Source organism: Sphingomonas phyllosphaerae FA2, assembly GCF_000427645.1.
GTDB lineage: Bacteria > Pseudomonadota > Alphaproteobacteria > Sphingomonadales > Sphingomonadaceae > Sphingomonas > Sphingomonas phyllosphaerae.
The window spans coordinates 1,016,308-1,042,410 of record NZ_KE386571.1 but is presented as its reverse complement, the minus strand read 5'-3'; the positions used below and the strand labels follow the sequence as shown (position 1 = coordinate 1,042,410).

General features: G+C 67.1%; 19 protein-coding genes. 10 read left to right on the top strand and 9 right to left on the bottom strand.

Annotated features, from left to right (window positions below):
- The first annotated feature begins 114 nt into the window (after positions 1-114).
- Positions 115-1,350: a M48 family metallopeptidase gene (locus SPHPH_RS0105370; RefSeq protein WP_051272852.1), complete on the top strand. Its 1,236-nt coding sequence runs from the start codon at positions 115-117 to the stop codon at positions 1,348-1,350.
- Positions 1,351-1,360: 10 nt separating this feature from the next.
- Here SPHPH_RS0105370 and SPHPH_RS0105365 read toward each other — a convergent pair whose 3' ends face one another.
- The 5 genes from SPHPH_RS0105365 to SPHPH_RS0105345 form a co-directional block, all read right to left on the bottom strand.
- Positions 1,361-2,326, bottom strand: coding sequence for an alpha/beta fold hydrolase (locus SPHPH_RS0105365; protein WP_028965766.1), 966 nt, complete (start codon positions 2,324-2,326; stop codon positions 1,361-1,363).
- Positions 2,327-2,336: 10 nt separating this feature from the next.
- Entirely contained in the window at positions 2,337-3,656 is a 1,320-nt protein-coding gene (locus tag SPHPH_RS0105360; RefSeq protein ID WP_028965765.1) for a GntP family permease, read from the bottom strand.
- Between the two features lie 134 nt (positions 3,657-3,790).
- On the bottom strand, positions 3,791-5,602 hold the full coding sequence (locus tag SPHPH_RS0105355) for a glycoside hydrolase family 15 protein (RefSeq protein ID WP_028965764.1): 1,812 nt from the start codon (positions 5,600-5,602) through the stop codon (positions 3,791-3,793).
- Positions 5,595-6,407, bottom strand: a complete 813-nt coding sequence (locus SPHPH_RS0105350) for a glucose 1-dehydrogenase (RefSeq protein WP_037488140.1) — start codon at positions 6,405-6,407, stop codon at positions 5,595-5,597. Before SPHPH_RS0105350 ends, SPHPH_RS0105355 begins: the two co-directional genes overlap by 8 nt.
- A gap of 29 nt (positions 6,408-6,436) precedes the next feature.
- Positions 6,437-7,570: a Gfo/Idh/MocA family protein gene (locus tag SPHPH_RS0105345; RefSeq protein ID WP_028965762.1), complete on the bottom strand. Its 1,134-nt coding sequence runs from the start codon at positions 7,568-7,570 to the stop codon at positions 6,437-6,439.
- Positions 7,571-7,670: 100 nt separating this feature from the next.
- Here SPHPH_RS0105345 and SPHPH_RS0105340 point away from each other — a divergent pair, with 100 nt between their 5' ends.
- Together SPHPH_RS0105340 and SPHPH_RS0105335 are read left to right on the top strand one after the other, a co-directional pair.
- Positions 7,671-8,693 (top strand): oxidoreductase, encoded by a 1,023-nt coding sequence (locus tag SPHPH_RS0105340; protein WP_028965761.1) that lies wholly within the window; start codon positions 7,671-7,673, stop codon positions 8,691-8,693.
- 64 nt (positions 8,694-8,757) lie between these two features.
- Positions 8,758-10,143, top strand: coding sequence for a M20/M25/M40 family metallo-hydrolase (locus tag SPHPH_RS0105335; protein WP_081668725.1), 1,386 nt, complete (start codon positions 8,758-8,760; stop codon positions 10,141-10,143).
- Positions 10,144-10,228: 85 nt separating this feature from the next.
- Here SPHPH_RS0105335 and SPHPH_RS18990 read toward each other — a convergent pair whose 3' ends face one another.
- On the bottom strand, positions 10,229-10,852 hold the full coding sequence (locus tag SPHPH_RS18990; RefSeq protein WP_156025840.1) for a TetR family transcriptional regulator C-terminal domain-containing protein: 624 nt from the start codon (positions 10,850-10,852) through the stop codon (positions 10,229-10,231).
- Positions 10,853-10,894: 42 nt separating this feature from the next.
- Between SPHPH_RS18990 and SPHPH_RS0105325 the strand changes: the two genes are divergently transcribed.
- Both SPHPH_RS0105325 and SPHPH_RS0105320 read left to right on the top strand, forming a co-directional pair.
- Complete coding sequence (locus SPHPH_RS0105325) at positions 10,895-12,070, top strand: aromatic ring-hydroxylating oxygenase subunit alpha (protein ID WP_028965759.1); 1,176 nt, start codon at positions 10,895-10,897, stop codon at positions 12,068-12,070.
- Positions 12,071-12,213: 143 nt separating this feature from the next.
- Positions 12,214-13,827, top strand: a complete 1,614-nt coding sequence (locus SPHPH_RS0105320) for a phytoene desaturase family protein (protein ID WP_028965758.1) — start codon at positions 12,214-12,216, stop codon at positions 13,825-13,827.
- On the opposite strand, the gene SPHPH_RS0105315 is transcribed toward SPHPH_RS0105320, so the two are convergent.
- Positions 13,799-15,079, bottom strand: a complete 1,281-nt coding sequence (locus tag SPHPH_RS0105315) for an amino acid permease (RefSeq protein WP_028965757.1) — start codon at positions 15,077-15,079, stop codon at positions 13,799-13,801. The genes SPHPH_RS0105320 and SPHPH_RS0105315 overlap by 29 nt on opposite strands.
- Positions 15,080-15,128: 49 nt before the next feature.
- Between SPHPH_RS0105315 and SPHPH_RS0105310 the strand changes: the two genes are divergently transcribed.
- Positions 15,129-16,721 carry a tetratricopeptide repeat-containing sulfotransferase family protein gene (locus tag SPHPH_RS0105310; RefSeq protein ID WP_028965756.1) on the top strand — a complete coding sequence of 531 codons (1,593 nt, stop codon included), beginning with the start codon at positions 15,129-15,131 and terminating at the stop codon, positions 16,719-16,721.
- 109 nt (positions 16,722-16,830) lie between these two features.
- Positions 16,831-19,359 (top strand): TonB-dependent receptor, encoded by a 2,529-nt coding sequence (locus tag SPHPH_RS0105305; RefSeq protein WP_028965755.1) that lies wholly within the window; start codon positions 16,831-16,833, stop codon positions 19,357-19,359.
- A gap of 45 nt (positions 19,360-19,404) precedes the next feature.
- Here SPHPH_RS0105305 and SPHPH_RS0105300 read toward each other — a convergent pair whose 3' ends face one another.
- Positions 19,405-19,977: a glutathione S-transferase family protein gene (locus SPHPH_RS0105300; RefSeq protein ID WP_028965754.1), complete on the bottom strand. Its 573-nt coding sequence runs from the start codon at positions 19,975-19,977 to the stop codon at positions 19,405-19,407.
- A 91-nt stretch (positions 19,978-20,068) separates the two neighbouring features.
- On the opposite strand from SPHPH_RS0105300, the gene SPHPH_RS0105295 reads away from it, so the two are divergent.
- Entirely contained in the window at positions 20,069-20,770 is a 702-nt protein-coding gene (locus SPHPH_RS0105295; RefSeq protein WP_202900641.1) for a helix-turn-helix transcriptional regulator, read from the top strand.
- A gap of 3 nt (positions 20,771-20,773) precedes the next feature.
- Here the strand turns inward: SPHPH_RS0105295 and SPHPH_RS0105290 are convergent, their stop codons facing one another.
- Complete coding sequence (locus SPHPH_RS0105290; protein WP_037488135.1) at positions 20,774-22,933, bottom strand: prolyl oligopeptidase family serine peptidase; 2,160 nt, start codon at positions 22,931-22,933, stop codon at positions 20,774-20,776.
- 262 nt (positions 22,934-23,195) lie between these two features.
- On the opposite strand from SPHPH_RS0105290, the gene SPHPH_RS0105285 reads away from it, so the two are divergent.
- Both SPHPH_RS0105285 and SPHPH_RS0105280 read left to right on the top strand, forming a co-directional pair.
- Positions 23,196-25,223 (top strand): M13 family metallopeptidase, encoded by a 2,028-nt coding sequence (locus SPHPH_RS0105285; RefSeq protein WP_028965751.1) that lies wholly within the window; start codon positions 23,196-23,198, stop codon positions 25,221-25,223.
- Positions 25,224-25,296: 73 nt separating this feature from the next.
- On the top strand, positions 25,297-26,058 hold the full coding sequence (locus SPHPH_RS0105280; RefSeq protein ID WP_028965750.1) for a porin family protein: 762 nt from the start codon (positions 25,297-25,299) through the stop codon (positions 26,056-26,058).
- Positions 26,059-26,103: the final 45 nt, after the last annotated feature.

Below are 26,103 nucleotides of genomic sequence, written 5' to 3'. Positions count from 1 at the left end.
CCCTTGGATCAAGTCCGAAGCAACGAAGGAAGTTGGTTCTTCCCGCCGCAAACGGCACCGCTGGCGCAGCCCGTCCTCCGCCGCTAGCCTGCCGCCATAACAACGGGGGGACGGATGATGATATTGGCCTCGATCGCGTCGGCGGCGGCACAGGTGGCGCCGGGTTTCGATCCCGTGGCGGCGACCGACGCCTATCTCGCCTCGATCGATGCCGCGGCTCGCGCCAGATCGGACGCGTATTTCGAAGGCACCTATTGGCTGATCCTGTGGAATGCGCTGGTCGGTATCGTCGTCGCCTGGGGGCTGTTGCAGACCGGCGTGGTGGCGCGACTGTCGCAAACCGCCGATCGCTGGGCGCGGGGACGCAAGACGCCGCGGGCGTTCCTCTTCTCGCTGATCTATCTGGCGATCACCGGCCTGCTGACGCTGCCGTGGTCGCTGTACGTCGGCTGGGCGCGCGAGCAGCAATACGGGATGTCGAACCAGACGCTGGCGGCGTGGCTGGGCGAATGGTCGATCGCGACACTGGTCGGCACCTTGCTGGGCGCGATCGGGCTGCTCGCGATCCTGACCTTGTACCGGAAACTGCCGCGCAGCTGGTGGGCGTGGGGAACGCTGGCCAGCGGGATCTTCCTGCTGATCGGGCTGCTGCTCAGCCCGGTGTTCATCGAGCCGCTGTTCAACCGCTACACGCCGATGCCCGCCTCGCCGCTGCGCGCGCAGATCCTGCAAATGGCGCAGGCCAATGGCGTGCCCGCCGACAATGTTCTGGTCGTCGACGCGTCACGGCAGACGAAGCGCATCTCCGCCAACGTCGCCGGGATCGGGCCGACGGTGCGCGTGGCGCTCAACGACAATCTGCTCAACCAGACATCCCCGGCCGAAGTGCGCGCGGTGATGGGGCATGAGCTGGGCCATTACGTGCTCGGCCACACCGCGACATTGCTGATCGGGTTCACGCTGATCGCCGGGCTGTTCCTGCTGGTGATCGATCGCGCGACGCCGTGGCTGGTCGCGCGGTTCGGCGCGCGCTGGGGGATCGCGTCGCGCGACGATCCGGCGATGCTGGTGCCGGCGACGATCGTCATCAGCGTGCTGGGCGTGCTGCTGACGCCGGTGACGAACAGCCTGATCCGTTTCCACGAGCGGCAGGCCGATTATTTCGGGATCAACGCGTCGCGCGCGCCCGACGGCTGGGCGCGCGTGGCGCTGAAGCTGGGCGCGTATCGCAAACTGAACCCGTCGCCACTCGAGGAAATCGTGTTCTTCGACCACCCCTCCGGCCACACGCGCATCCTGATGGCAATGCAGTGGAAAGCGCATCATCCGGGCGAACCGGACCTGCAATAATTGTTTCGGCTCAGCCGCGCGCGGCGGGGAAGACGCGCGCGAGGAAGTCGAGCATGATCGCGTTGACCGCATCGGGTGCTTCCTGCTGAAGCCAGTGGCCGACGCCGGACAGGACGCTGGTGCCGAGCAGGCCGGGAACGGTTTGGGGCAGCGCCTCGATCGAAGGCTGGACGAAGCGCAGGATCGGGTCGCGGTCGCCGATCGCGAACCACGCCGGCTGCGCGATCGGCAGCCCGTCGAGTGCGCCGGTAAGATCCCAGTTACGGTCGATGTTGCGATACCAGTTGAGCGCGCCGGCAAACCCGGACGCGCGGAACGCGGCGCCGTAGACCGCAAGATCGGCGTCATCGATCCACGGCATCGCGGCATCCGGTTCCCAGAAGGCGTCGAGCGCACCTTGCGAACCGATCATGCCGTTCCACGGCGTGGGCGGGCCGGCCGACAGCGACCACATGATCCGGCGCATGGCGGTATCGACGTCCGCCTCCAGCTCGCGCTCGGCGACGCCGGGGGTCTGAAAATAGAGCTGGTAATAAGCGTGCAGCCCGGCACGGCGCAGCTTGTCGAGGCTGCTGATCGAGCCCCGGCGCGCGTGCGGCACCGACAGGCCAAGTACCGCCTTGAACAGATCGGGACGGAGCTGCGCCGCGGTCCAGGCGACCGGTGCGCCCCAGTCGTGGCCGACGATCGCCGCCTGTGCGATGCCCAGTTCGCCGAGCAGCGAGACCATATCGCCGGTCAGGTGGAAGATCGTGTAGCGACCGGTGTCGGCCGGTGCCTCGGTGCGGCCATAGCCGCGCATGTCGGGCGCGATCGCGCGATAGCCGGCGTCGGCGAGCGCGCGCAGCTGATGCCGCCATGAATGGCCCAACTCCGGGAAGCCGTGGCAGAGCAGGACCGCGGGGCCGCTCCCCGCCTCGGTCACATGCAAGCGGATGCCGTTCGCCTGCACATCATATTCTGTGAACTCGCTCATCGGCGGAAGGCTAGAGGACGCGCAGCGCGGCGTCGAGCAACAGCACGAAGAGCAGACCGAACACCCCGACAAGCGTCTCCATCAGCGACCAGGAGCGGAAGGTGTCGCGCAGCGAAAGCCCGAAATATTCCTTGAACATCCAGAAGCCGGAATCATTGACGTGGCTGCACATCAGGCTGCCCGCGCCGATCGCCAGCACCATCAGATTGGCATCCGCGCCGGTCGCGACGATCACCGGCTGGATCAGCCCGCCCGCGGTCAGCCCCGCGACGGTCGCGGAGCCGACCGCGATGCGGATCACGCACGCCAGCAGCCAGCCGAGCGCGAGCGGCGGCAGCGGCAGATCGGCGAGCTGTGCGGCCATGATCTTGTCCGCGCCGCTTTCGACCAGCACCTGCTTCAGTGCGCCGGCCCCGGCGATGATGAGGAGGATCGGCGCGATGTCGCGGATCGCGACGGTGAAGCCGTCCATCATCTCGACGCGCGACAGCCCGACGCTGCGCCCGAGCGCGACGATGCCGACCGCGATCGACAGCAACAGCACGTTGGTCGGATGCCCGACGAAAGCCACCAGCGACGCCGCCTGCGGCGACAGTGGCGCGTAATGAAGCGCGGTCGCGCCGGCGATCAGCGCGATCGGCAGCAAGGCGCAGGCGAAGCTGGCGAACGCCCCCGGCAGCCGCCGGTCCCGCGTGGCAGCGGCCGCCTCGAACAACGGCGACGGCGGGCTCACGATCCCCTTCAGCGTCGTCGCGAACAGCGGGCCGGCAATCGCGAGAGTCGGGATGCCGACGATCAGCCCGTAGATCAGCGTGACGCCCAAATCCGCGCCGAGCTGCGCCACCACCGCGGTCGGCGACGGGTGCGGCGGCAGGAAGCCATGTGCGATCGACAATCCGGCCAGCAACGGAATGCCGACATGCACCGCGGGCAGGCCCGAGCGCAGCACGATCGAGAAGATCAGCGGCACCATCAGCACGAAACCGACATTATAGAATAGCGGGATGCCGACCAGAAAGCCGGTCGCTGCCATCGCGATCGGCAGCCGCGCCGGGCCAAACCAGCCGATCAGCGTGTCCGCAATCCGCTGCGCCGCACCGCTGTCAGCGATCAGCTTGCCGAGGAACGCGCCGAGCACGATCGTGATGACGACCGGGCCGATCGTATCACCGATGCCTTTCTCGATCGCGGTGGGCAGGCGCGCGAGCGGCACGCCGAGCAGCAGCGCGGCGACCAGCGCCGACACGACGAAGGCGAGGAACGGCGGTGCACGTAGCGCGACCAGTCCGATCAGCACCGCCAGCGCCACGACGATCGACAACAGGATCATGCGCGCGCGGCTCGAAGCGGCGATGCGGGTCTGGCAGAGCGAGGATCGTTCATCGTCGCAGACAACGCACTTTGCGCGACCGCGTCAATTCCGACCTTTGGCGCACCGTCGTTCGCGGAACGAACGAATCAGCCCTACGGCTGCCAGTTCGGATGATAACTTGGGTCGAGCCGCCGATCGATGAAATAGGCCGCGCTGATGAAGGCGAGGTGCGTCAGCGCCTGCGGAAAATTGCCGAGCGCCAGCCCGCGACGATCGACTTCCTCGGAAAACAGGCCGAGCGAATTGGCATAGGCCATTCCCTTGGCCAGTATCATCTGCGCCTCGTCCATCCGCCCGGCGCGCGCCAGGCACTCGGCGTACCAGAAGGTGCAGGTCGTGAACGCCCCCTCCCCGCCTTCCAGCCCGTCGGCATTGCGATAGCGATAGACCAGACCATCGTCGCGTAACTGCGCGCCGATCGCGTCCAGCGTCTTGAGCCACACCGGATCGGTCGACGACACGAAGCGGACCAGCGGCATCATCAGTGCCGCGGCGTCGAGTTCGCGCCCGCCCCGTTCCTGCACGAAATAACCGTGTTCGGGGTGGCGGAAGTTCGCCCACACGTCTTCTACGATCGCGTCGCGCGCTGTCGCCCACTCGACCACCGGCGCAGGCAACGACCGCTGGTGCGCCAGCCGGATCGCGCGGTCGAGCGCGACCCAGCACATCACCCGCGAATGAAGGAAGTGCCGCGGCGCGCCGCGCATCTCCCAGATGCCGGCGTCGGGTTCCTGCCAGTGCGCGATGACATGGTCGACGATGCCGCGGACATGCTGCCAGCCTTCGTGGCTGATCGCATGGCCGTATTTGTTCGAAAGGTACACGCTGTCGAGCAGCTCGCCGAAGATGTCGAGCTGCGTCTGTCCGTGCGCGGCGTTGCCGATCCGCACCGGGCGGCTGTCGTCATAGCCGGCGAGATGCGGCAATTCCTGCTCGTCGGCCGCCTCGGTGCCGTCGATCGCGTACATGATGCGGATCGGATGCTCCGGATCGGCGGCCATCACGCGCTTCGCCGCCCAACGATTGAAATGCTCTGCCTCGTCGACGAAGCCGAGCCGCAGAAAGGCGTAGACGGTGAACGAGGCGTCGCGGATCCACGTCGCGCGATAGTCCCAGTTCCGCCCCGCGCCGGTCGCCTCGGGCAAGGAGAAGGTGGCGGCGGCTGCGATCGATCCGTGCCGCTCGGACGTCAGCAATTTGAGCGCGAGCGCCGACCGGGTCATCGCTTCGCGCCAGCGCCCTTTATAGGACGAGCGGTTCGCCCAACTTCGCCATACCTGGGTCGTCGCGGCGACATCCTCGTCGATCGTCCGATCGTCGGGAAGAAGCAGATGGTCGGCGCCCAGTACGAACCACGCGCTCTGCCCCGACGTCAGCGTGAAATGCGCGGTGGCGGCGTCCGCGTCCGCCGTAAGCGCGACGGAAGCGAACAGCCGCAGCGAAAGATCGCGCCCAACGAACCGGATGCCGTCATCGACCGCCTCCACCGCGGGCTGCTCGCGGGCGTAATCAAACCGAGGCCCGCAACGCATCGTGAAGGTCACCGTGCCGCGCGTCACGGTCACGCGGCGGATCAGGCAGCGCGCGGCATGATCGGGATGGACGCGCGCGGCGGCGAGCGGCATCAGGTCACGCACCTCGGCGCTGCCGTCCTCCGCCATCCAGCGGGTCAGCAGCACATTGGTATCGGGCACGTAAAGTTGCAGGTGCTCGAGCCGGTCGAGGTTCGGCTGGAGCGTGAACGCCCCGCCCTTCCCCGCGTCGAGCAGATCGGCGAAGATCGTCGGACTGTCGAGCGACGGCCAGCACAGATAGTCGATCGTCGCATCCCGCGCGATCAGCGCCGCCGTCTCCAGATCACCGATGATGCCATGCTCGCCGATCGTACGCAGCGGCTCAACCATTGTCGCGGAACTCGGGATACAAGGTCATGCCGCCGTCGATGAACAGAGTGGTGCCCGTCACGTAATCGGCCTGATCGGACGCCAGCCACACCGCGGCGCGCGCGACATCCTCGGGCTCGCCGATCCGGCCGTAAGGGATCAGCCGCAACAGCCTTTCCAGCGCCGCCTCGCTGTCCCACGCTTCCTTGTTGATCGGGGTGCGGATCGCGCCGGGGGCGATCGCGTTCACGCGAATGCCGTCGACCGCCACCTCCTGCGCCAGCGAACGGGTGAGCATCCGGCTGCCGCCCTTCGAGGCCGCATAATTGACGTGCCCGGCCCAGGGGATCACCTCATGCACCGAACTCATCGTGATGATCGCACCGGCGCTGCGGGCGGGTCGCCCTTCCTTGGCTTGCGCGCGGAAGCGCCGCACCGCTTCGCGCGCGCACAGGAACTGGCCGGTCAGGTTGACCTCGATCACGGTGTTCCAGTCCGCGAGCGACATGTCGGCGATCGCCGCATCCTTCTGCACGCCCGAATTGGCGACCAGCACGTCGACCCGGCCGAAAGCACTGGCCGCCGTGTCGAACAGTTTGACGACCTCCTGCTCCTCCGAAACGTTGGCACCGACCGCAATCGCGCGTCCGCCATCCGCCCGCACGCGGGCCACCAATTCCTCGGCGGCGTCGGCGTCGGAATGATAGTTGACGACCACCGCGGCGCCGGCCGCTGCCAGCCCCTCGGCCACCCCCAGCCCGATGCCCGAACTGGCCCCGGTCACCACCGCGACATGGCCGGCGAGCGGCTGGGAAGGATTGGACATCGGTATCTCCTGCGCGATCGGGTGAAGGGTCAGGCGCCCGTCGGCGGCGCGGCGTTGACCGGCTCGGGCGCGGACACTGCGCGCAACGTCTGCTCCTGGGCATCCGGGTCGATGCGGCGCGCCCGCGCGAGCGGCTCGACCGGCACGGCGCCGCCGGATTTCAGCGCCGCGACGATCGCCTCGATCACCAGCAGGTCGGCCAGCCCTTCCTCGCCGTCCGGCTCCGGGTCGCGATCCTTGAGGATGCAATCGGAGAAGTAGCGCAACTCACCACCGAACTGGTCGGTGGCCTTGTAGGTTTCTTGCGACTGCTTCTCGCCGATCTGGCGATGATGCTCCAGCCCCTGCCCGAAGCCGAAAGCCGGGTTCATCTCGATCGAGCCCTTGGTGCCCGCGATCGTCAGGCTGTCGACGTTGTTGGCGTAATAGCTGACCGTGAATTGCGCGAGCCGGTCGCCCGGCAGCCGCAGCGTCACCGCAATCGTATCGTCGAAGTCGCCGAACCCGGACTCGGCATGGCGCACACCGACCGCCGAGACGACCTCCAGCGGCTCGGCCCCGAACAGGTAGCGGATCGCGTTGATCGGATAGGCGCCCATGTCGAACAGCGGCCCGGCCTCGATTCCGTTGGTCGCGCGGTGATTGGCAGGGTCCACCATTTGCGTGAAGCAGGCGGTGAAGGCGATCAGATCGCCCAGCTCGCCCGCGCGGATGCGGCGGATTGCGTCGAGCGTGGCGGGCTCGAAATGCAGGCGATAGGCGGTCATCAGCTTCGCCTTGCCGCGCTGGCCCGCGGCGATGATCGCGCGCGCCTTCTCCGCCGAGACGTCGAGCGGCTTTTCGCACAAGACGTGGATGCCGGCCTCGAGCGCCGGGATCGCGAATTCGGCATGACGCCAGTTCGGCGTGGCGAGGTAGATGGCGTCGATCGTCCCTGAGCGCAGCAACTCGGGGAACTGCTCGTAGGAATAACGATCGGCGATGTCGTACCGCTTGCCGAGCGCTTCGAGCTTCTCGGCATCGCCCGAGACCAGCGCGGTCATCTCCGAATTGCCGGTGTGGGCGACGCCCGGCATCAACGCCTCTTGCGAGATGTCGCCCAGCCCGACGATTGCGTAACGGACCTTTTGGCCGCCCAACCCCAATGCCGATGCAATGCTCATGAAAAATCTCGCGTGATGATCGATTGAATGCCGCAACCGCTTCGCGGCGGGTAATGGTTCCACGATGCGGCAGACCGCACGCTGAAACGAGGGACGGCGAATGAGCGATGAAATCGGTGTCGGCCTGGTCGGTTACGGGCTCGGTGGACGCGCCTTTCATGCGCCCTATGTGGTTGCAACGCCGGGGCTGGCGCTGCGCGGCATCGTCTCGCGCGACGCCGCGAAGGTCCATGCCGACCTGCCCGCCGCAACGGTCGTTGCCGATATCGAAACGCTGCTTGCCACACCCGGCATCGATCTGGTGATCGTCTCCAGCCCCGATGCGCTGCATGCCGACCATGCGCTTGCCGCCCTGGCGGCGGGCAAGCATGTCCTCGTCGACAAGCCGTTCGCGACCTCGCTCGCCGATGCGCGCCGGTTGGTCGCGGCTGGTGAGCGTGCCGGCCGGCTGCTGACGGTATTCCACAACCGGCGCTGGGATGCCGATTTCCTGACGCTGCGTGCGCTGCTGGCCGAGGACCGGCTGGGCGCGATCGCGACGTTCGAGAGCCACTTCGATCGCTGGCGACCGGTCGCCGCCGCGACATGGAAGGAGGCGCGAGTCGGCGGATCGTGGTTCGATCTCGGGCCACATCTGGTCGATCAGGCGCTGGTGCTGTTCGGACGGCCGCTCGGCATCACGGCCGATATCGCCACGCTGCGCATCGGGGCCCCGGCCCCGGATTATTTCCACGCGACGCTCCGCTACCGCGACAAACGGATCGTGCTCCATTCGAGCAAGCTCGTCGCCGACCATCGTCTACGCTTCGCGGTCCACGGCACGAATGGTAGCTGGATCAAGCACGGTATCGACCCGCAGGAGGCGGCGACCGTCAGCGGGCACGCGCCGGGCGGCGACGGTTGGGGGCTCGACCCCGACGACGGCCTGCTCACCGACGCGTCGGGAATGGTGCAGCACATCCCGACGCTGCGCGGCGACTATCGGCTCTTTTGGTCCGCCGTGGTCGCCGCGATCCGCGGCACCGGCGCGAACCCGGTGCCGCCGCACGAGGCGCTGGCGGTGATGGAAGTGCTCGACGCCGGTGAGCGCAGTGCATCCTCCCGGGCGGAGGTGCTGCTGTAGCGCGCAGTTGCCTTTTCCTTCCAGCGGCCTAGCGTCGTCGGACCGTCGCCAAGGGGAAAGCATGATGAAGCGCAACAGGGTTCGTTCGGGTCTGATCTCTGCCCTGCTGTGCGCGACGCCGGTTTCGACGCTCCACGCCGAACCACGCAGCGAGGCGCAGGCGCTCGACATCGCCAAGCGCGCGATCGCGTTCCGCAGCGTCGCCGGTCCGGGCAACCAGACGCCGCAGCTCGCCGCCTATCTGAAGTCGGTGCTGGTCGAAGGCGGGATCACCGACGTCACCGTCACCCCGGTCGACGACACCGCCTATCTGATCGCGCGCTGGCCGGGCACCAATCGCGCCGCCAAGCCGCTGGTGATCTCCGGCCATATCGACGTCGTCGAGGCGAAACCTGCGGACTGGCAGCGCGATCCGTTCACCCCGGTGATCGAGAACGGCTATCTGTACGGCCGCGGCGCGACCGACATGAAGCTCGACGCCGCGGTCACGATCGCCGCACTGTTGCAGATGAAGCGCGACGGCTACCGCCCCCGCCGCGATATCGTACTCGAATTTTCCGGCGATGAAGAGACGCGCATGAAGACCAGCGCGCTGATCGCCAAACAACTGAAGAACGCCGAGCTGGTCATCAACATCGATGGCGGCGGCGGGCGGCTGGGTGAGGACGGCCGCGCGCAATTCTTTACGTGGAATGGCGCGGAAAAGACCTATGCCGATTTCGAGCTGACCGTCACCAACCCCGGCGGACACAGTTCCGCCCCGCGCCCCGAAAACGCGATCAATCAATTGTCCGCCGCGCTGGTGCGGATCGGCAACTACCGCTTCACGCCGCAACTGTCCGACCTCACGAAGAAGTTCTTCGAGGAAGCCGCCAAGCAGAAGACCGGTGCCCTCGCCGCCGCGATGCGCGCCTTCGCGGCCAATCCGAAGGACGAGCAGGCGATCGCGACGCTCGCCGCCGACCCCGCCTATGTCGGCCAGATCGGCACCACCTGCGTGTCGACGATGGTCAGCGGTGGTCATGCGCTCAATGCGCTGCCGCAGCGCGCGACCGCGAACATCAACTGCCGCATCTTCCCCGGTGTGAAGCCCGCCGACGTGATGGCGACGCTCAAGCAGGTCGCCGCCGAACCGAAGCTCACGATCCGCGACGTCAGCGAGGGCTCGGTCCCCAACGACGCCTCGCCGATGCGCCCCGATTTCGTTGCCGCGGTGACGAAGGCGATCGGCAAGACCCGCCCCGGCGTCCCGGTCTTCCCGAGCATGTCGGCGGGGGCGAGCGACAGCATGTGGTTCCGCTATCACCACGTCCCCAGCTATGGCGCGAGCCCGACCTTCATCAAGGAATCGGACGATTTCAGCCACGGGCTGAACGAGCGCACGCCGATCGACAACATCGCGCCGGGCATCGCGTACTATCAGTCGTTGTTCATCGATCTGTCGAAATAGCATTCTCCCTCTCCCCTCCGGGGAGAGGGTCGGGGTGAGGGGTAGGTGTCTCGCAGAGAGGTCGGCCTCGGTGAGACACAGCCCCTCACCCAACCCTCTCCCCGGAGGGGAGAGGGCTATCCCCCCCTCGCAATCCCGCCAAATACGCCGTCGCGATCCGTCGCGCCTCGTCGGCGGAGAAGCTGTCGGGCGACAGGCACAGTTCCAGCCACAAGCCATCGACCAGCGCGGTGACCCCGATCGCGGCCAGCCGCACCCGCGCGGGCGCAACCCCGCACTCGGCGAGCAACACCTCCAGCCGCACCCGAAATCCCGCATAATGATGTTCGTGACGCGCCAGCATCGCCGGATCGCCGCGCGCAAGGCTCCATAGCGCCAGCCACGTCGCCAGCAGCGCGGGATCGGCGATCGGCGCGGTGAAATTGGCGGCGACGAACGCGCCTAGTCGCGCAGGCGGTGAACTCCCCGCCGCCGCGACCGCCGCTTCCAGCGCCGCCGCGACCTGTGCCGCGACATGGTCGTAGGAAGCCGCCACCAGCCGGTCGACCCCGCCGAAATGATGCGTCACCAGCCCCGGCGACACGTTCGCCGCCGCGGCGATCGTCCGCACCGACGCGCCCGCCGCGCCGCGCTCCGCGAGCACGCGCACCGCCGCTTCGATCAGGTCGCGGCGACGATCCTCGGGATTTGCCCGCTTGCTCAACCGCACACCCTGTTATACGTTCGTGCAACAAGCACGCGAGAACCTCCTATGCTCCAACCGGCCGAGTTGCACGATCGTGACCCCGACGCCGACTGGAGCCTGCCCGGTTGGTTGTACACCGATCCCGAATATTTCGCGCTCGAATGCGCGCGTATCATCCGCCCGTCGTGGCAGATCGTGTGCCACGAAAGCGATCTGGACCAGCCCGGCGCATGGCGAACACTGTCGTATCTGGGCGAGAACGTCGTCGTCGTGCGCGGGGCCGATGGCGAGATTCGCGCCTTCCACAACGTCTGCCGTCACCGCGCGATGCGGCTGGTCGAGGGCGACGCGGGCTGCGCGCGCAAGCTAGTGTGCCCCTATCATGCCTGGGCCTATGAACTGAACGGGCGGTTGAGCGGCGTGCCGATGCGCCGCGACTATCCCGCGCTCGACATGGCGGCGACCGGGCTGATCCCGGTCGACATCGACCGCTGGCGCGGCTTCGTGTTCGTCCGACTCGAGGATGATGGCGGCCCGCGCGTCGCGGAGATGATGGCGCCCTACGATCATGAGATCGCACCCTATCGCTTCGCCGACATGCGCCGGATCGGCGACGTGCGTCATCGCGAGCGAGCGGTGAACTGGAAGAATGTCGGCGACAATTATTCCGACAACCTCCACATCCCGGTCGCGCACGACGGGCTGACCCGCTTGTTCGGCAAGAGCTATGCGATCGAGGCAGCGGGCTGGGTCGACAAGATGTCGGGGCAGCTCGTCGACCGGCCGTCGGACGACGTGTGGGAGCGTTTCTACCAGACGCATCTGCCGCCCGTCGATCACTTGCCGGCCGCCAACCAGCGGCTGTGGCTCTATTACAAGCTGTGGCCGAACATGGCGTTCGACATCTACGCCGACCAGATCGACTTCATGCAATGGCTGCCGCTGACGCCGACGACCTGCGTGCTGCGCGAGATGACGTTCGCGCTGCCCGACGCGCGCCGAGAGATGAAGCTGGTCCGCTACGCCAACTGGCGGATCAACCGCACCGTCAATGCCGAGGACACGTGGCTGATCGAGCGCGTGCAACAGGGCATGGCCTCGTCCAGCTACACCGCTGGCCCGATTGGCGCGAGCGAGGTGTGCCTCCGCAGCTTCGCCGCCAAGATCCGCGCGCGCATCCCGGAGGCCCGCCTCCACCGCGCGCCGCCGCCGGGCTGGTCGCAGCGGCATCGAACGGGATGAAATTTGGCCAACCATTCCCGTCGCCCCGGGCTCGACCCGGGGCCCCGCTTTTCTCTCCGTGACGGAAAGGAAGAAGCGGGGTCCCGGATCAAGTCCGGGACGACGAATTGGGCGCGGGTGAACGTACACGGGGGATACGGAACATGACCAGGCGCTACGACGCACTCATCATCGGCGGCGGCCACAACGGGCTGGTCTGCGCCTTCTACCTCGCGCGCGCCGGGCTGAAGGTCCGCGTGCTCGAACGCCGCCACGTCGTCGGCGGCGCGGCGGTGACCGAGGAATTCCATCCCGGTTTCCGCAACTCCACCGCCAGCTACACCGTCAGCCTGCTGCGCCCGAAGGTGATCGCGGACATGAAGCTGCACGACCGCGGCTTCCGCATCATCGAGCGGACGATCAGCAACTTCTTCCCCTTCCCCGACACCTATCTGACGCTCGGCGGCGGAATACAGCGCACGCAGGAGCAGTTCGCGCGCTTCAGCCGCCGCGATGCCGAGGCCTATCCACGCTACGACGCCGCGCTGGAACGCGTCGCGCAGGTGCTGCGCGATCTCGCACTCAAGATCCCGCCCAACGCCGGCGGCGGTCTGGCGGAGGTGGTCTCCGCCGCGCGCCAAGGCTGGCCGCTCGCCAAACTCGACATCGCCGCACAACGCGACCTGCTCGACGTCTTCACCAAGTCCGCGCGCGACTTCCTCGACGGCTGGTTCGAGGACGATCACGTCAAGTCGGCGTTCGCGTTCGACGCGGTGGTCGGCAATTTCGCGGGCGTCTCGACCCCCGGCTCGGCCTATGTCCTGCTTCACCACGTCTTCGGCGAGGTGAACGGCAAGTTCGGCGCATGGGGCCATTCGGTCGGCGGGATGGGCGCGATCACGCAGGCGATGCAGGCGGCATGTCTCGATGCCGGAGTCGAGATCAGCCTCGACGCTCCCGTCGCGCGCGTGCTGGTCGACGGCGGCAAGGCGGCGGGCGTGGTGCTGGACAGCGGCGAGGAGATTGCCGCGCCGATCGTCGCCGCCAACGTCGGCCCGGCAATGCTGTACCGCCAGATGGTCGACGCCAGCGACATGCCGGAGGATTTCCGCCGCCGCGTCGCCGGGTTCAAGACCGGCTCGGGCACGTTCCGCATGAACGTCGCGCTCAGTGAATTGCCCGACTTCACCGTCCTACCTGGCAAGGAGCGCGCCGAGCATCACACCGCCGGCATCATCATCGCGCCCGGCCTCGATTACATGGATCGCGCGTTCGATGACGCAAAGGTTCACGGCTGGTCGAAGGAACCGATCGTCGAGATGAAGCTCCCCACGACGGTCGACGACAGCCTCGCGCCACCGGGGATGCACATCGCCAGCCTGTTCTGCCAGCAATTCGCCCCGCAGCTGCCCGATGGCCGCAGCTGGGACGACGCACGCGAGGAGGTTGCCGATCTGATCATCGACACCGTCGACCGCCACGCGCCCAACTTCAAGAAGTCGGTGATCGCGCGCCAGATCCACTCGCCGCTCGATCTCGAACGCAAGTTCGGGCTGATCGACGGCGACATCTTCCACGGCCGCATGAGCCTCGACCAATTGTGGTCGGCGCGGCCGGTGCTGGGGCACGGCGACTATCGCGCGCCGATCCACGGCCTCTACATGTGCGGATCGGGCACGCATCCCGGCGGCGGGGTGACCGGTGCGCCGGGCCACAATGCCGCGCAGGCGATCCTTGCCGACCGCCGCCTCATCGCGCGCTGGCGGCGGCGCGCCTGACCCACCAATAAACGGGCACGCCCGCGAGCAGCAGCACCAGCGCCCAGACGTTGGCCTCCAGCCCCAGCCCGTAGGACAGCCAAGCGACGAAGGCGGCCGACGCGACGCCCGCGACCCGTCCGGCCGCATCGCCGCGCAGCAACGCCACGCCGGCCAGCGCGCTGACGAAATAGGCGAGCATCCCCGCCGCCAGCGACACCGCGGCGACGAACGCGAACAGGTCGCCCATCCCGCGCGTGTAGTTGGCCAGCGTCACGCCCGTTACCAACAGGCCCGCCAGGACATGCGCGCGCACCGGCACGCCCGCGTCATTCTCGCGCCCGAACCAGCGCGGGAACACCCCGCCACGCGCCATCGCCCGCGGCACCTCGCCTTGCAGCAGGACGAAGCCGTTCAGCGTCCCCAGCGCGCTCACCGTCGCGAACAGCGCCACCACCTGCGCGGTCGCGCCGCCCATCGCGCCGCCCAGAAAATCCGCAATCGGCGCGGGCGACGCGGCGACCGAAGCGCGCGGCATCAGCGCGGTGATCGCGCCCGACACGATCAGATAGATCACCCCGACCGCCGCGGTCCCGATCAACGTCGCGCGCGGCACCGTCCGCGCCGGGTTCTGCATCCGGTCGGCGGGCACCGTCGCGGACTCGACCCCCAGAAACCCCCAGAAGGTCAGCGCCGCCGCGCCCGCGATCGTCCCCGCCGCCAGCGGCACCGGCGCATCCTGCACCACCGCCGCGCCGCCTTTGGTCAAGAGCAGCCAAGCGGCAAGCAGCGCGACCGCGGCGAGCGGCACCAGTTTCAGCACCATCGTCACCATCTGCACCCGCGCCGCCGCCGCGACGCCGCGGATGTTCACGCCGACGAACACCCATACCATCACCACCGCAGCGACTGCGGCATGCGGCGCGAGTGCGGGGATGGCCACGCTCAACGCACTGACCGCCGCGACCGCCACCGCGCCATTGCCCGCCCAGATCAGCGTCCAGTAACTCCACGCCGTCGCGAACCCGACCACCGGCCCGAACGCCGCATCGGCATAGGCATACGGCCCGCCCGCCTGCGGCACCGCCGCCGACAGCCGCGCGAAGACGAACGCCAGCGCCATCGCCCCCGCGATCGTCACCACCCAGCCTGCCGTCGCATTCGCCCCGAACGGCGCCAGTGTCGCGGGCAAAAGGTAGATGCCCGAGCCGATCAGATTGCCCATCACCAGCGCCAGCGCGCCCCAGAAGCCGAGCGCACCCTTGTCTTTCAAGGACCTGTCGCTTGATCCGGTCGCGCTGCCGTGGTCTGCTCGTTCGTCCATGCCAAACCCTGCCCGTTTCCCTGCCTTGCTAGTCGACGCCGCGCTGGCGCTCCACGACAATCGGCTCGACGTCGCCGAGCCGTTGCTGCGCACCTATTTGAAACGCGAGCCGTTCGACGCGCGCGCGATCCGCATGCTCGCCGAACTGGCCGGTCGCATCGGCCGCAATCGCGATGCCGAGACGCTGTTGCGCCGCGCGCTCGAACTCGCGCCCGGCTTCACCGCCGCGCGCGCCAATCTCGCGATCGTGCTCTACCGACAGAATCGCGCCGTCGATGCGCTCGCCGAACTCGACACGCTGCTTGCCGTCGAGCCCGAGCATCTCGGCCACGCCAACCTCAAGGCCGCCGCGCTCGGCCGGCTCGGCGGGTTCGAGGAAGCGATTGCGCTCTACGAACGCGTGCTCGCCGCCGCGCCCGCACAGCCGAAGGTGTGGATGAGCTACGGCCATATGCTCAAGACGGTTGGGCGACAGGCGGACGGGGTCGCCGCATATCGCCACGCCATCGCGCTGCGGCCGGAACTGGGCGAGGCATGGTGGAGCCTCGCCAACCTCAAGACCGTGCGCTTCGACGATGCCGATGTCGCGGCGATGACCGCTGCGCTCGCCGATCCGGCGATCACGACCGAAGATCGCTTCCATCTCGACTTCGCGCTCGGCAAGGCGTGGGAGGAACGCGGCGACGCCGATCGCGCCTACGCGCATTACGCCGCCGGCAACGCGCTGCGCCGGACGCAGATCGACTATGACGCCGGCGAGACGACGCGCTTCGTCGACACGATTGTCACGACCGCCAGCGAAGAGTTCTTCGCGGGCCGCGCCGGCTGGGGCTGCCCCGCGCCCGATCCGATCTTCGTGCTCGGTATGCCGCGTGCGGGATCGACGCTGATCGAACAGATCCTTGCCAGCCACCCGCTGGTCGAGGGCACGACCGAATTGCCCGACATGCCCGCGCTCGCGCGCCGGATCGCGGAGTACCCCGCCGGCCTCTCCAACCTCACCGCCGAGCGCGCTCGCGAACTGGGCGAGGATTATCTCCGCCGCGCGGCGGTCCAGCGCCGCACCGACCGTCCGTTCTTCGTCGACAAGCTGCCGAACAATTGGGCGCATGTCGCACTGATCCGGCTGATCCTCCCCAACGCCACGATCATCGACGCGCGCCGCGATCCGCGTGCCTGCTGCTTCTCGAACTTCAAGCAGCATTTCGCGCGCGGTCAGGGCTTCAGCTATGCGCTCGACGACATGGGGCGCTATTACCGCGACTATGTGCGGATGATGGCGCACATCGATGCGGTGCAGCCCGGCCGAGTCCATCGCGTGATCCACGAGGAACTGGTCGACGCACCAGAGCCGCATATCCGTGCGCTGCTGGACGCGTGCGGCCTGCCCTTCGATGCCGCCTGCCTGTCGTCGCACCGCACCGAGCGGGCGGTGCGTACCGCCTCGTCCGAACAGGTACGCCAGCCGATCTTCCGCGGCGGCGACCGCGCATGGCGGCCTTTCGCCGCCCACTTGAAGCCACTTGAGCACGCGCTCGGCGACGTGATCGATTGTTATCCTCTTGCGCCGAGCTTCACCCCCGCAGCGTGACAATTTCGTCACGCTAACCCTTTTACGATAAATTGTTTCTTGATCGGATTGACCGTGCCGCTGCCGCGCTGCAGCATGACGTCACATAGTCGCAACAAAGGGGATTGTTGTGGTGGTCAGCTTCCGTCGTCGCGTGCTCGTTCCGTTGCTGGCCTCTGCGGCGTTCGCCGTCCCCGCCGGGGCGCAAACCGGCTCCGGTCAAACCACGACCGCCGACACGCCCTCGCAGCAACCGACCGCCACCACCACCGACGGCGACATCATCGTCACCGCGCAGAAACGGGACGAAAGCATCCAGAACGTCCCGATCAGCATCCAGGCGATCGGCACCCGCCGGCTCGACCAGCTGAACGTCTCCAACTTCGTCGATTATACGCAGCTTCTGCCCTCGGTCGCGTTCCAGTCGTCGCAACCCGGCGTCACCACCGTTTATATGCGCGGCGTCGCGTCGGGCGGCGACGGCAATCACTCGGGCTCCCTGCCCTCGGTCGGCGTATACCTCGACGAACAACCGGTCACCACGATCGGCGGCACGCTCGACATCCACATCTATGACATCGCGCGGATCGAAAGCCTCGCCGGGCCGCAGGGTACGCTGTACGGCGCGTCGAGCGAGGCGGGCACGATCCGTATCATCACCAACAAGCCCGACACCGCCGGCTTCTACGGCCGCGTCGATGGCGAGGTGAACATGCTGCACTCGGGCGGCATCGGCTATGTCAGCGAAGGGATGCTCAACATCCCCTTCGGCGAACGGGTCGCGCTGCGCGTGGTCGGCTTCTACCAGAAGGACGCCGGCTTCATCGACAACGTGCCCGGCACGCGCAGCTTCCTGCCACAGCCCGGCGGGATCAGCGTCGACAATGCTGCCTTCGTCAAGAAAGACTATAACGACACCGAAACCTACGGCGGTCGTGCCGCGCTCAAGATCGATCTCGACGACAATTGGACCGCGACGCCGACGCTGCTCTATCAGGAACAGAACAGCCACGGCAGCTATGGCTACGATCCCCGGGTCGGCGACCTCGAGGTGCAGCGCTTCTACCCCGAATATCGCCGCGACCGCTTCGCGCAGGCGGCGCTGACGATCGAGGGCAAGCTGGGCAATTGGGACGTCACCTACGCCGGCGCGCTGCTCGATCGCCGCGCCGTGCAGTCGAGCGACTACACCGATTATTCCGAAGCCTATGACTCGCTGTATTCGGCGGTCGGCGGGCTGGCCGGGTATTTCTACTATCAGGACAACAACGGCAACACGATCGACCCGCGCCAGCGCGTGATCGGCCGCGATCATTTCAAGAAGCTCAGCCAGGAGGTGCGTGTAGCCTCGCCGGCCGACCAGCCGTTCCGGGTGGTCGCGGGCGCCTTCTACCAGCGGCAAAGCAACCTGATCTTCCAGGATTACCAGATCCCGAACCTCGGATCGCAGGTATCGGTCAACGGCTATCCGGGCACGCTCTGGCTGACGCGCCAGCACCGCGTCGACAAGGATTACGCAATCTTCGGCGAGGCAAGCTACGACCTGACGCCGAAGCTGACGCTGACCGCGGGCGGGCGCGTCTTCATCTACGACAATTCGCTGGTCGGTTTCTTCGGCTTCGGCCGCAATCCCGGCATCGACCCGGATGATGGCCGTCCCTACAGCGCCAGCCCCTTCAACGCCGCGGGCAGTTCGCGCACCGGTGTGGCGAGTTGCTACATGGCCGGCGGGGGCACGTTGCGCGACGCCTATCTGAACGGCGGCGACACCACCAACTTCCTCACCACACCCGACGTCGGCGCGATCCCGTGCGTCAATCTCGGCGTCCCCGACGGCAGCCGCGTGGTGCCCAAGCGCGCCGACGGTCAGGGCGTCACCTATCGCTTCAACGCGACGTGGAAGCCGACCGACCAGGTCCTTCTCTACGCTACCGCCTCGCGCGGTTTCCGCCCCGGCGGGATCAACCGCCGCGGCGACGTCGGCGACTATGCCGCCGACTTCCTGACCAATTACGAGGTCGGTTGGAAAACCACGCTACCGGGCGGCACCGTCCGCTTCAACGGGGCGGTATATCAGCAGAATTGGGATCAATTTCAGTTCTCGTTCCTTGGTGAAAACAGCTTCACCGTGATCCAGAACGGCCCCGACGCGCGCATCCGCGGCATCGAAATGGACACCAACGTGACCGTGGGCGCCCTCTCGCTGACCGCCGCGGGCTCCTACACCAACGCGAAGACCCGCACCGACCTGTGCGATTCCGTCGATTGCAGTACGACGGGAGCAAAAATTCTTGCCCCCGCAGGCACCCGCCTGCCGATCACGCCGCGCTTCAAGCTGAGCGGTACCGCGCGCTACTCGGTGCCGATCGGCACAGTGCGCGCCTATATTCAAGGGCTTGTCGCGCATCAGAGTTCCGCCTCGTCGGACCTGCGGGTGGAAAAGGCCGACGCGCTGGGCCGGTTGCAACCCTATACCAGCGCGAACCTGTCGATCGGTGGTGAGCTGTCGAACTATACGTTCGAGATCTTCGTGCGAAATTTGTGGGATGAACGCGGCCAGATCTCGCGCTTCCAGCAATGCGGCGCGTGCGACCAACGCCCGTACATCGTGTCGGTCCCGCCACGCATGATCGGCATCCGCGCCGGCGCCAAGTTCTAGCGGGCGTGTCGTCGCCCCGGCGTCAAACCCGGGGCGACGATTGGGTCAGGCGGCGACGACGCTGATCCGCTCCTTGCAGCGCTCCACCCAGTCGCGGATCGCCGGCTCCTCGGGCAGCATCGCCGTGAACCACAGGAAGGGCGAGCTGCACAGCATGTCCGCCGCCGAAAAGCGCTCGCCGAGCAACCACGGGCCATGCCGCAGCGGCTCTGCCAGTCGCTCGATCATTGTATCGTAGTCGCGCAGCCCCGCATTGATCGCCGGATGCTCGACGCCCGCCCATTTCAGGATCAACAGCGGCTCCATGACGCCCTGATAATAGGACAGCCACGACAGATAGGCGCCCCGCCCCGCTTCCCCGGCGAGCGGCCCCAACCCGGCATCGGGATACGCATCGGTCAGGTACAGGACGATCGCTCCACGTTCGCGCACCGCATCGTCGCCGTCGGTCAGGTACGGCACCTTGCCTTCGGGATGCGGATTGGCGGGATCGCGCACGCCCGAGCCGTCCTGTCGCACGATCGTCACCTCGTGCAGCGTGACGTCGGCGGACAGCATCCGCACCAACGTGACGATCGTGTCGGACCGAGAATTGGGCGAGTAATAGAGGGTGCGCATCCTTGTGCTCCTTGCGTTGAATGACGCGGCCGGTCTACGCAGCGCCTCCTGACAATTTCGGGCAGCAGCGATGGCGCGGTCGGATCGATTGATGCGTTTGCTGGAGGCGCTGCGCCGGCTGCCCAAGCCGGTGACCGCTGCGCGCCTCGCGGCCGAAACCGAGATTTCTCCGCGCCAGCTCTACCGCGACATCGCGACGCTGCGGGCCGGCGGCGCGCTGATCGATGGCGCCGCGGGCTTTGGCTATACGCTGACCGAGGATCCGACGCTGCCGCCGCAGAGCTTCACCCGGCTGGAGATCGAGGCGCTGATGCTCGGCGTCGCCAGCCTTGGCGACTTCGGTGATGCCGCGCTGGCAGTGGCGGGGCGCAACGCGCTGGCGCGGATCGTCGCCACGCTCCCCGACCGGCAGGCGCGGCAGGCCGCGCATGCGACGATCCGGTCGTGGCGGCCACCCGAACCGCGCGCCGCGATCACCATCGATCTCGACCTGTTGCGCGAGGCCTGCTGGGACGAGTGCAGCGTCTGCATCACCTACCGCGATGCGCGCGAGCGGATGACCGAGCGCGAGATCCTGCCGCTCGGCATGTCGTACAGCCCGCGGACGCTGATGCTGGTCGCCTGGTGCCAGTTGCGCGACGGCTATCGCACGTTCGAGGTACCGCGGATTGCGGCGTTGTCGCGCGGTGGTACCAGCTTCCGCCCGCGTCGGGTGCAGTTGCTGCGCGATTACGTCACGCTGCGTACCGCCGAGTGGAAGCGCAAGGAACAGGCCGCGCCTCCACCCGCGTGATGCTCAGGCGCGCCCCTGCGCCAACACGAAGGCGAACACGTCGGCCCATTGCGCGTCGGTCTGCTGGCGCGTCGACCCCAGGCCGTGCCCGGCGTCGAAATCGACCCTCAGCAGCACCGGCCCGCCGGTCGACGCATGTTGCAACCGGGCGGCCATCTTTGCGGGATGCCAGGGCGCGACCCGCGGATCGGTCATCCCCGTCATCGCCAGCACCGCCGGATAGTGCGTCCCGTCCTTGACCTTCTGATAGGCGTCCATCGCCACGAGCCCGCGATATTCGGCCTCGTTCGACGGATCGCCGAATTCGGGGAAGTTGGGCGCGCTGTTCTGCTCCACCCCGGCCCGCGAGGTGTTGGTCCAGCCGACGTTGTCGATCGCGCCGGCGAACAGGTCCGGCCGCTCGACCAATGCATTGCCGACCGCGATCCCGCCCGCCGACGTGCCCATGATCGTCAGCCGTTTCGGCGAGGTCCACCCTGCCTTCACCACCGCCTCGCACCCGTCGATGAAGTCGCGCCAGGTATTGGGCTTGTTCGCCTTCTGCCCGGCACGCCACCACGGCGAGCCGAATTCGCCACCGCCGCGCGCATGGACCTCGAACAACACACCGCCGCGCTCGAGGAACGCGATCGAGCGCGGCGAGAAATACGGCGCGGCCGAGATGCCGTAGCTCGAATAGCATTGTCCGAGCGCCGGCGCGGAACCGACGCGCTTCAGCCCCTTTTTCGCGATGATCGACACCGGCACCTTGGTTCCGTCGCGCGCGGTCGCGATCAGGCGCATCGATTCATAGGGCGTGGTCGAGAAGGTCGGGCGCGGGCTCAACCCGGTATCGACCAGCCGCCCGCCCGGTCGGTATCGATAGAGTCCGGCCGGCTCCACCCAGCCTGACATGCGGACATCGACGCCGTCCTGATCGGTCGATCCGAACAACGCGTAGATGCCGGCGTCGAACGGCATCGGAATGTCGGTCACCTGCCCGCCCGGCGTGATGCGATGCAACGTCATCGGCCCACCGTTCTGGCGTGCGAAATAGACGCCGTCCCGCGTCGCGACCAACCCCGCGTCGGAGGTCTCGATCGGCGTCTTCGCCTCCGGCACGACCACGGTCGCGCGGGCGAGATCGGGAGCGGTCGCCGAGGTACGAAGAATGCGCCCCAATGGTGCGTCCTTTTCCGACACGACATAAACGTCACGCCCACGCAGCGCGAAGCTGGTGGCGCGATCCTCCATCCGCGCCACCGCCTGCCAGCGCGGCTTGCCCGTCATCACCTCCGCCAGCGGCGCGGCGAACAGCGGGTTCTCGCGCCGGACGCCGCCAAACGGCAGCAGCAGCGCGATATCCGATCCCGGCGTGACGACCACGAACGGGAAGTCGATCGGCAGCAACGTATAACCGTCGACCGTGTCGCCACCGCCCGCGATCCGCACGTCCTGCTTCGGATCGGTGCCAAGCCGGTGCAGCCACGAGACGGTGTTGAGCAGATAGTCCGCCGCACCCCGCACCGCCCCTTCGCGACCGCGCGTGTAGAAGAAGCCCGACCCGTCGGGCAGCCACTGCGGGCTGGCGAAACGCGCGCGATCGATCGCTTCGGGAAAGTGCGTACCGTCGGCAACACGCATGATCCGCGCGACCGACTCCTCCGAGCCGGCCGGCGACATGCCATAGGCGACCAGCGTACCGTCGTCGGAGGCGCGCCACCAGTCCAGGCTCATATGGGCGCCGCTGGCGTCCTTCGCCGACTCGGGATCGACGAGCAGCTTCTTCTCGGCCCCGGGTCGTTCAATGACGTAGAGCTTGGCGACGCTCGCACCGCTGGGGCGAAACTCCAAGAACGTCGCATTGCCGGTGCGTTGCAACCGTGACGCCAGAGGCAGATCGCCGGTCAGCTCCCCGATCCGCCGCAGCAGCGCGTCATGATCGGGCAGTGCGTCGAGCGCGCGCCGCGCATAGTCCCCCTGCGCGCGCATCCACGGCTCCCAATCGGGGTCCTTGGGGTTCTCCATCCAGCGATACGGATCGCGCAACGTATACCCGAGCCGGGCATCAACCGCGTCGACCTGCTTGGCGACCGGCGGCTTCGTTGTTTGCGCATGCGCTTTGTACGAAAAGGACAGGAACGTGGTCGCAGTCAACGATAAGACGAAATCACGACGATCCATGTGCAGCCCCCCAGCATGCCGATGCCGCACGACTGACGATCGCTCGCGACATCTCTCTCCACTCTGCGTGAGGCTGACATAATGGCGTCGGGGAGTCGATAGAATCGTGTTCGAAACACTGCAAATTGGAAGAAGTTGTTCTTCATCCCGTCGGCATGCGCCGCAATGCCTGCCGACCTTGCCGTTCGATGAGGCTCAGCTTGGGCTGGCGAGGGTTCGCGCGCACGCCTAAGCTGTCGGTTGCTGCCTCGCTCTGGAGTTGATGATGCGTCGTTCCGCCCTGCTCGCCCTTGCGCTTGTCTCCATACCCACGTTGCTCGCCGCGCAGGACGGCAAGCCGCGTTACCAGCCGTGGGGGCTGGAGCTTCAGAACATGGACAGGCAGGTGAAGGCGGGCGACGACTTCTACGCCTATGCGCTGGGGACGTGGCTGCGCGATCACCCGATCCCCGCGGACAAGGTCGGCGCTGGCTATAATTACGACCTGCCCGACGAGATCGAGGGGCAGGTTCGCCGGATCGTCGAGGAAGCCGCTGCCTCACCGACGACGCCGACCGCGCGGAAGGTCGGCGACTTCTACGCCGCATGGATGGACGAGCAGGCGATCGAGGCACGCGGGCTGGCACCGCTCACGCCGTGGCTGGCGCAGATCGATGCGGTGCAAACGCGGCCGCAACTGGTCCAGCTGATGATGCGCCCGGGCTTCTCCTCGCCGGTGAACATCGGCATCTCCACCGACGCCGACGATCCGACCCGCTACATGGTCGATGGCGGCCAGGCACGTCTGGGTTTGCCGACGCGCGATTACTACCTGCTGACGGGCGAAAAATACGACACGATCCGCCGTGCCTATCGCGCGTACCTGATCAAGATCCAGGAACTGGCGGGCATCGCCGATGCGGCGGCCAAGGCCGACCGGATTATCGCGCTGGAGACGCGGCTGAGCCAGGACCAATGGACGCCGGAACAGCGCCGCGATCCGGTGAAGACTCACAATCCGATGACGCGCGCCGAACTGACGCGGCTCGCGCCGGATCTGGACTGGACCCCGACGCTGGCGTCGATGGGGCTTGCCGCCGCCACCAGGGTCAACGTCTCCGAGCCGAGCGCGGTGGCGGCGGCGTCGAAGCGGCTGGGCGACGTGCCGCTGTCGACCTGGAAGGAATGGATGACCGCGCAATTCGTCTCCAGCGCCGCGCCCTTTCTGCCCCATGCCTTCGACCAGGCGAATTTCGACTTCTATTCGAAGACGCTGCGCGGCGTGCCCGAACAGCGCGCACGCTGGAAGCGCGGCATGGGGCTGATCGACGATGCGCTGGGGGAGGCGGTCGGCGCAATCTACGTCCAGCGTTACTGGTCGCCGGCAACGCAGGCCAAGGCCGACGAACTCGTCACCGACATGCAGGCCGCCTATAAGGAGAAGATCGACGCGGCGACGTGGATGGATGCGGCCACCCGCACCGCAGCGCTGGCCAAGCTCGCCACCTTCGACCCGCGCGTCGGCCATCCTAGGAAGTGGATCGATTATTCGCCGCTGAAGGTCAGCCGCACCGATCCGCTGGCGAACAGCCTTGCCGCGCAGGACTTCCAATGGCGGCTGCAACTCCAGCGTTTTCCGAAGCCGGTCGATCGCGGGCTGTGGTACATGACCCCGCAGACGGTGAACGCCTATTACGATCCGACGATGAACCAGATCACGCTACCGGCGGCGATCCTTCAGCCGCCGTTCTTCGATGCCAATGCCGATCCTGCGGTCAATTACGCCGAGACGGGCGCTTCGACGATCGGGCATGAAATGGGGCACGGCTTCGATGATCAAGGGCGCCAGTTCGACGAGAAGGGTCGCCTGCGCGACTGGTGGAGCAAGGACACCGCCGCCAAATACAATGTGCAGGCCGATCGACTGGCCAACCAGTTCGACCAGTACGAACCGATCGCCGGCGTCAAGATCAAGGGACGCCTGACGCTGGGCGAAAATCTCGCCGACCTGGGTGGACTGGAAACTGCTTACGCCGCGTATCGCCGCTATGTCGCCCGGCATGGCGAGCCGCCGGTGCTGGACGGCATGACGGGCGACCAGCGCTTCTTCCTCGCCTATGCGCAGGCATGGCAGGGCAAGCGGCGCGAAGAGGCGGAGCGGCAGCAATTGCTCAGCGATCCGCATTCGCCCGACAAATATCGCGTCAACGGCATTGTCCGCAATTTCGCGCCTTGGTACAATGCGTTCGGCGTAAAGCCGGGCGACGCCATGTATCTGCCGCCCGAACAGCGGGTGAGCATCTGGCAATAAAGCGCAGGGCGGGCTGGACCAGCGCCGACTAGTACATCATCAAGAAGTCGGCGCCGATCGTCAGCGACCCGCGGTGTGCACGGCCATCGACGCCTATTACAGCAAGAGCAGCGCGACCGACGGTTGCGCGGCACTGGCGGCGGTCGGCCCAGTCTACAAGTGCAACGTCGTCGACGCGCCCGATCCGTCAAACCCGAATGCGCTGCCGCGCCCGCTGGTGTTCGACGTGCCCTACGTCAACGCCAATTATCAGGTCAGCTCGGGCATCGACATGCAGGCGACCGCCAACGTCAAGCTGCGGGACGAGGTCCGCTTCATCAGTCGCGTCGACGTGATCCGTGTGCTGCGGCTCGATCTGGTCACGCCGGAGGGCGTGGTGCAGAAATATGCCGGGACGCTCGGGCCGTACGAGCTGTCGTCGGGTGGCGGCACGCCGCGCATCCGCGGCAACTGGCAGAACGCGCTGGAGGTTGGCAACTTCTCGCTCACCGCGACCACCTATTACGTCGGTAGTATCAAGCAGGTTGCGGCGGACCGGATCACGCCGGTGAACGGCGAGATCGACCTATCGTGCAAGAACACGCTGGCGCCGATCGTCGCGGGCAGCGACCCCGCCAATCACTGCTACATCCGCCCGTTCATCTACACCGATCTGAACGTCGCGCTGCGCGTGAACGATGACTTCCGGTTCTTCTTCAACGTCCAGAACCTGACCAATGCGCGCGCACCGCTCGCGTCGGCGGCCTATACCAGCAACCCGAACTATCTGAGCAGCTGGCATTACGCCGGGCTCGTCGGCCGCAACTTCAGCGCGGGCGCGAGCTTCAACTTCTGACCTGACCCGGTCGGCGGCGTGCATCGGACGAGAGCTCGATGCACG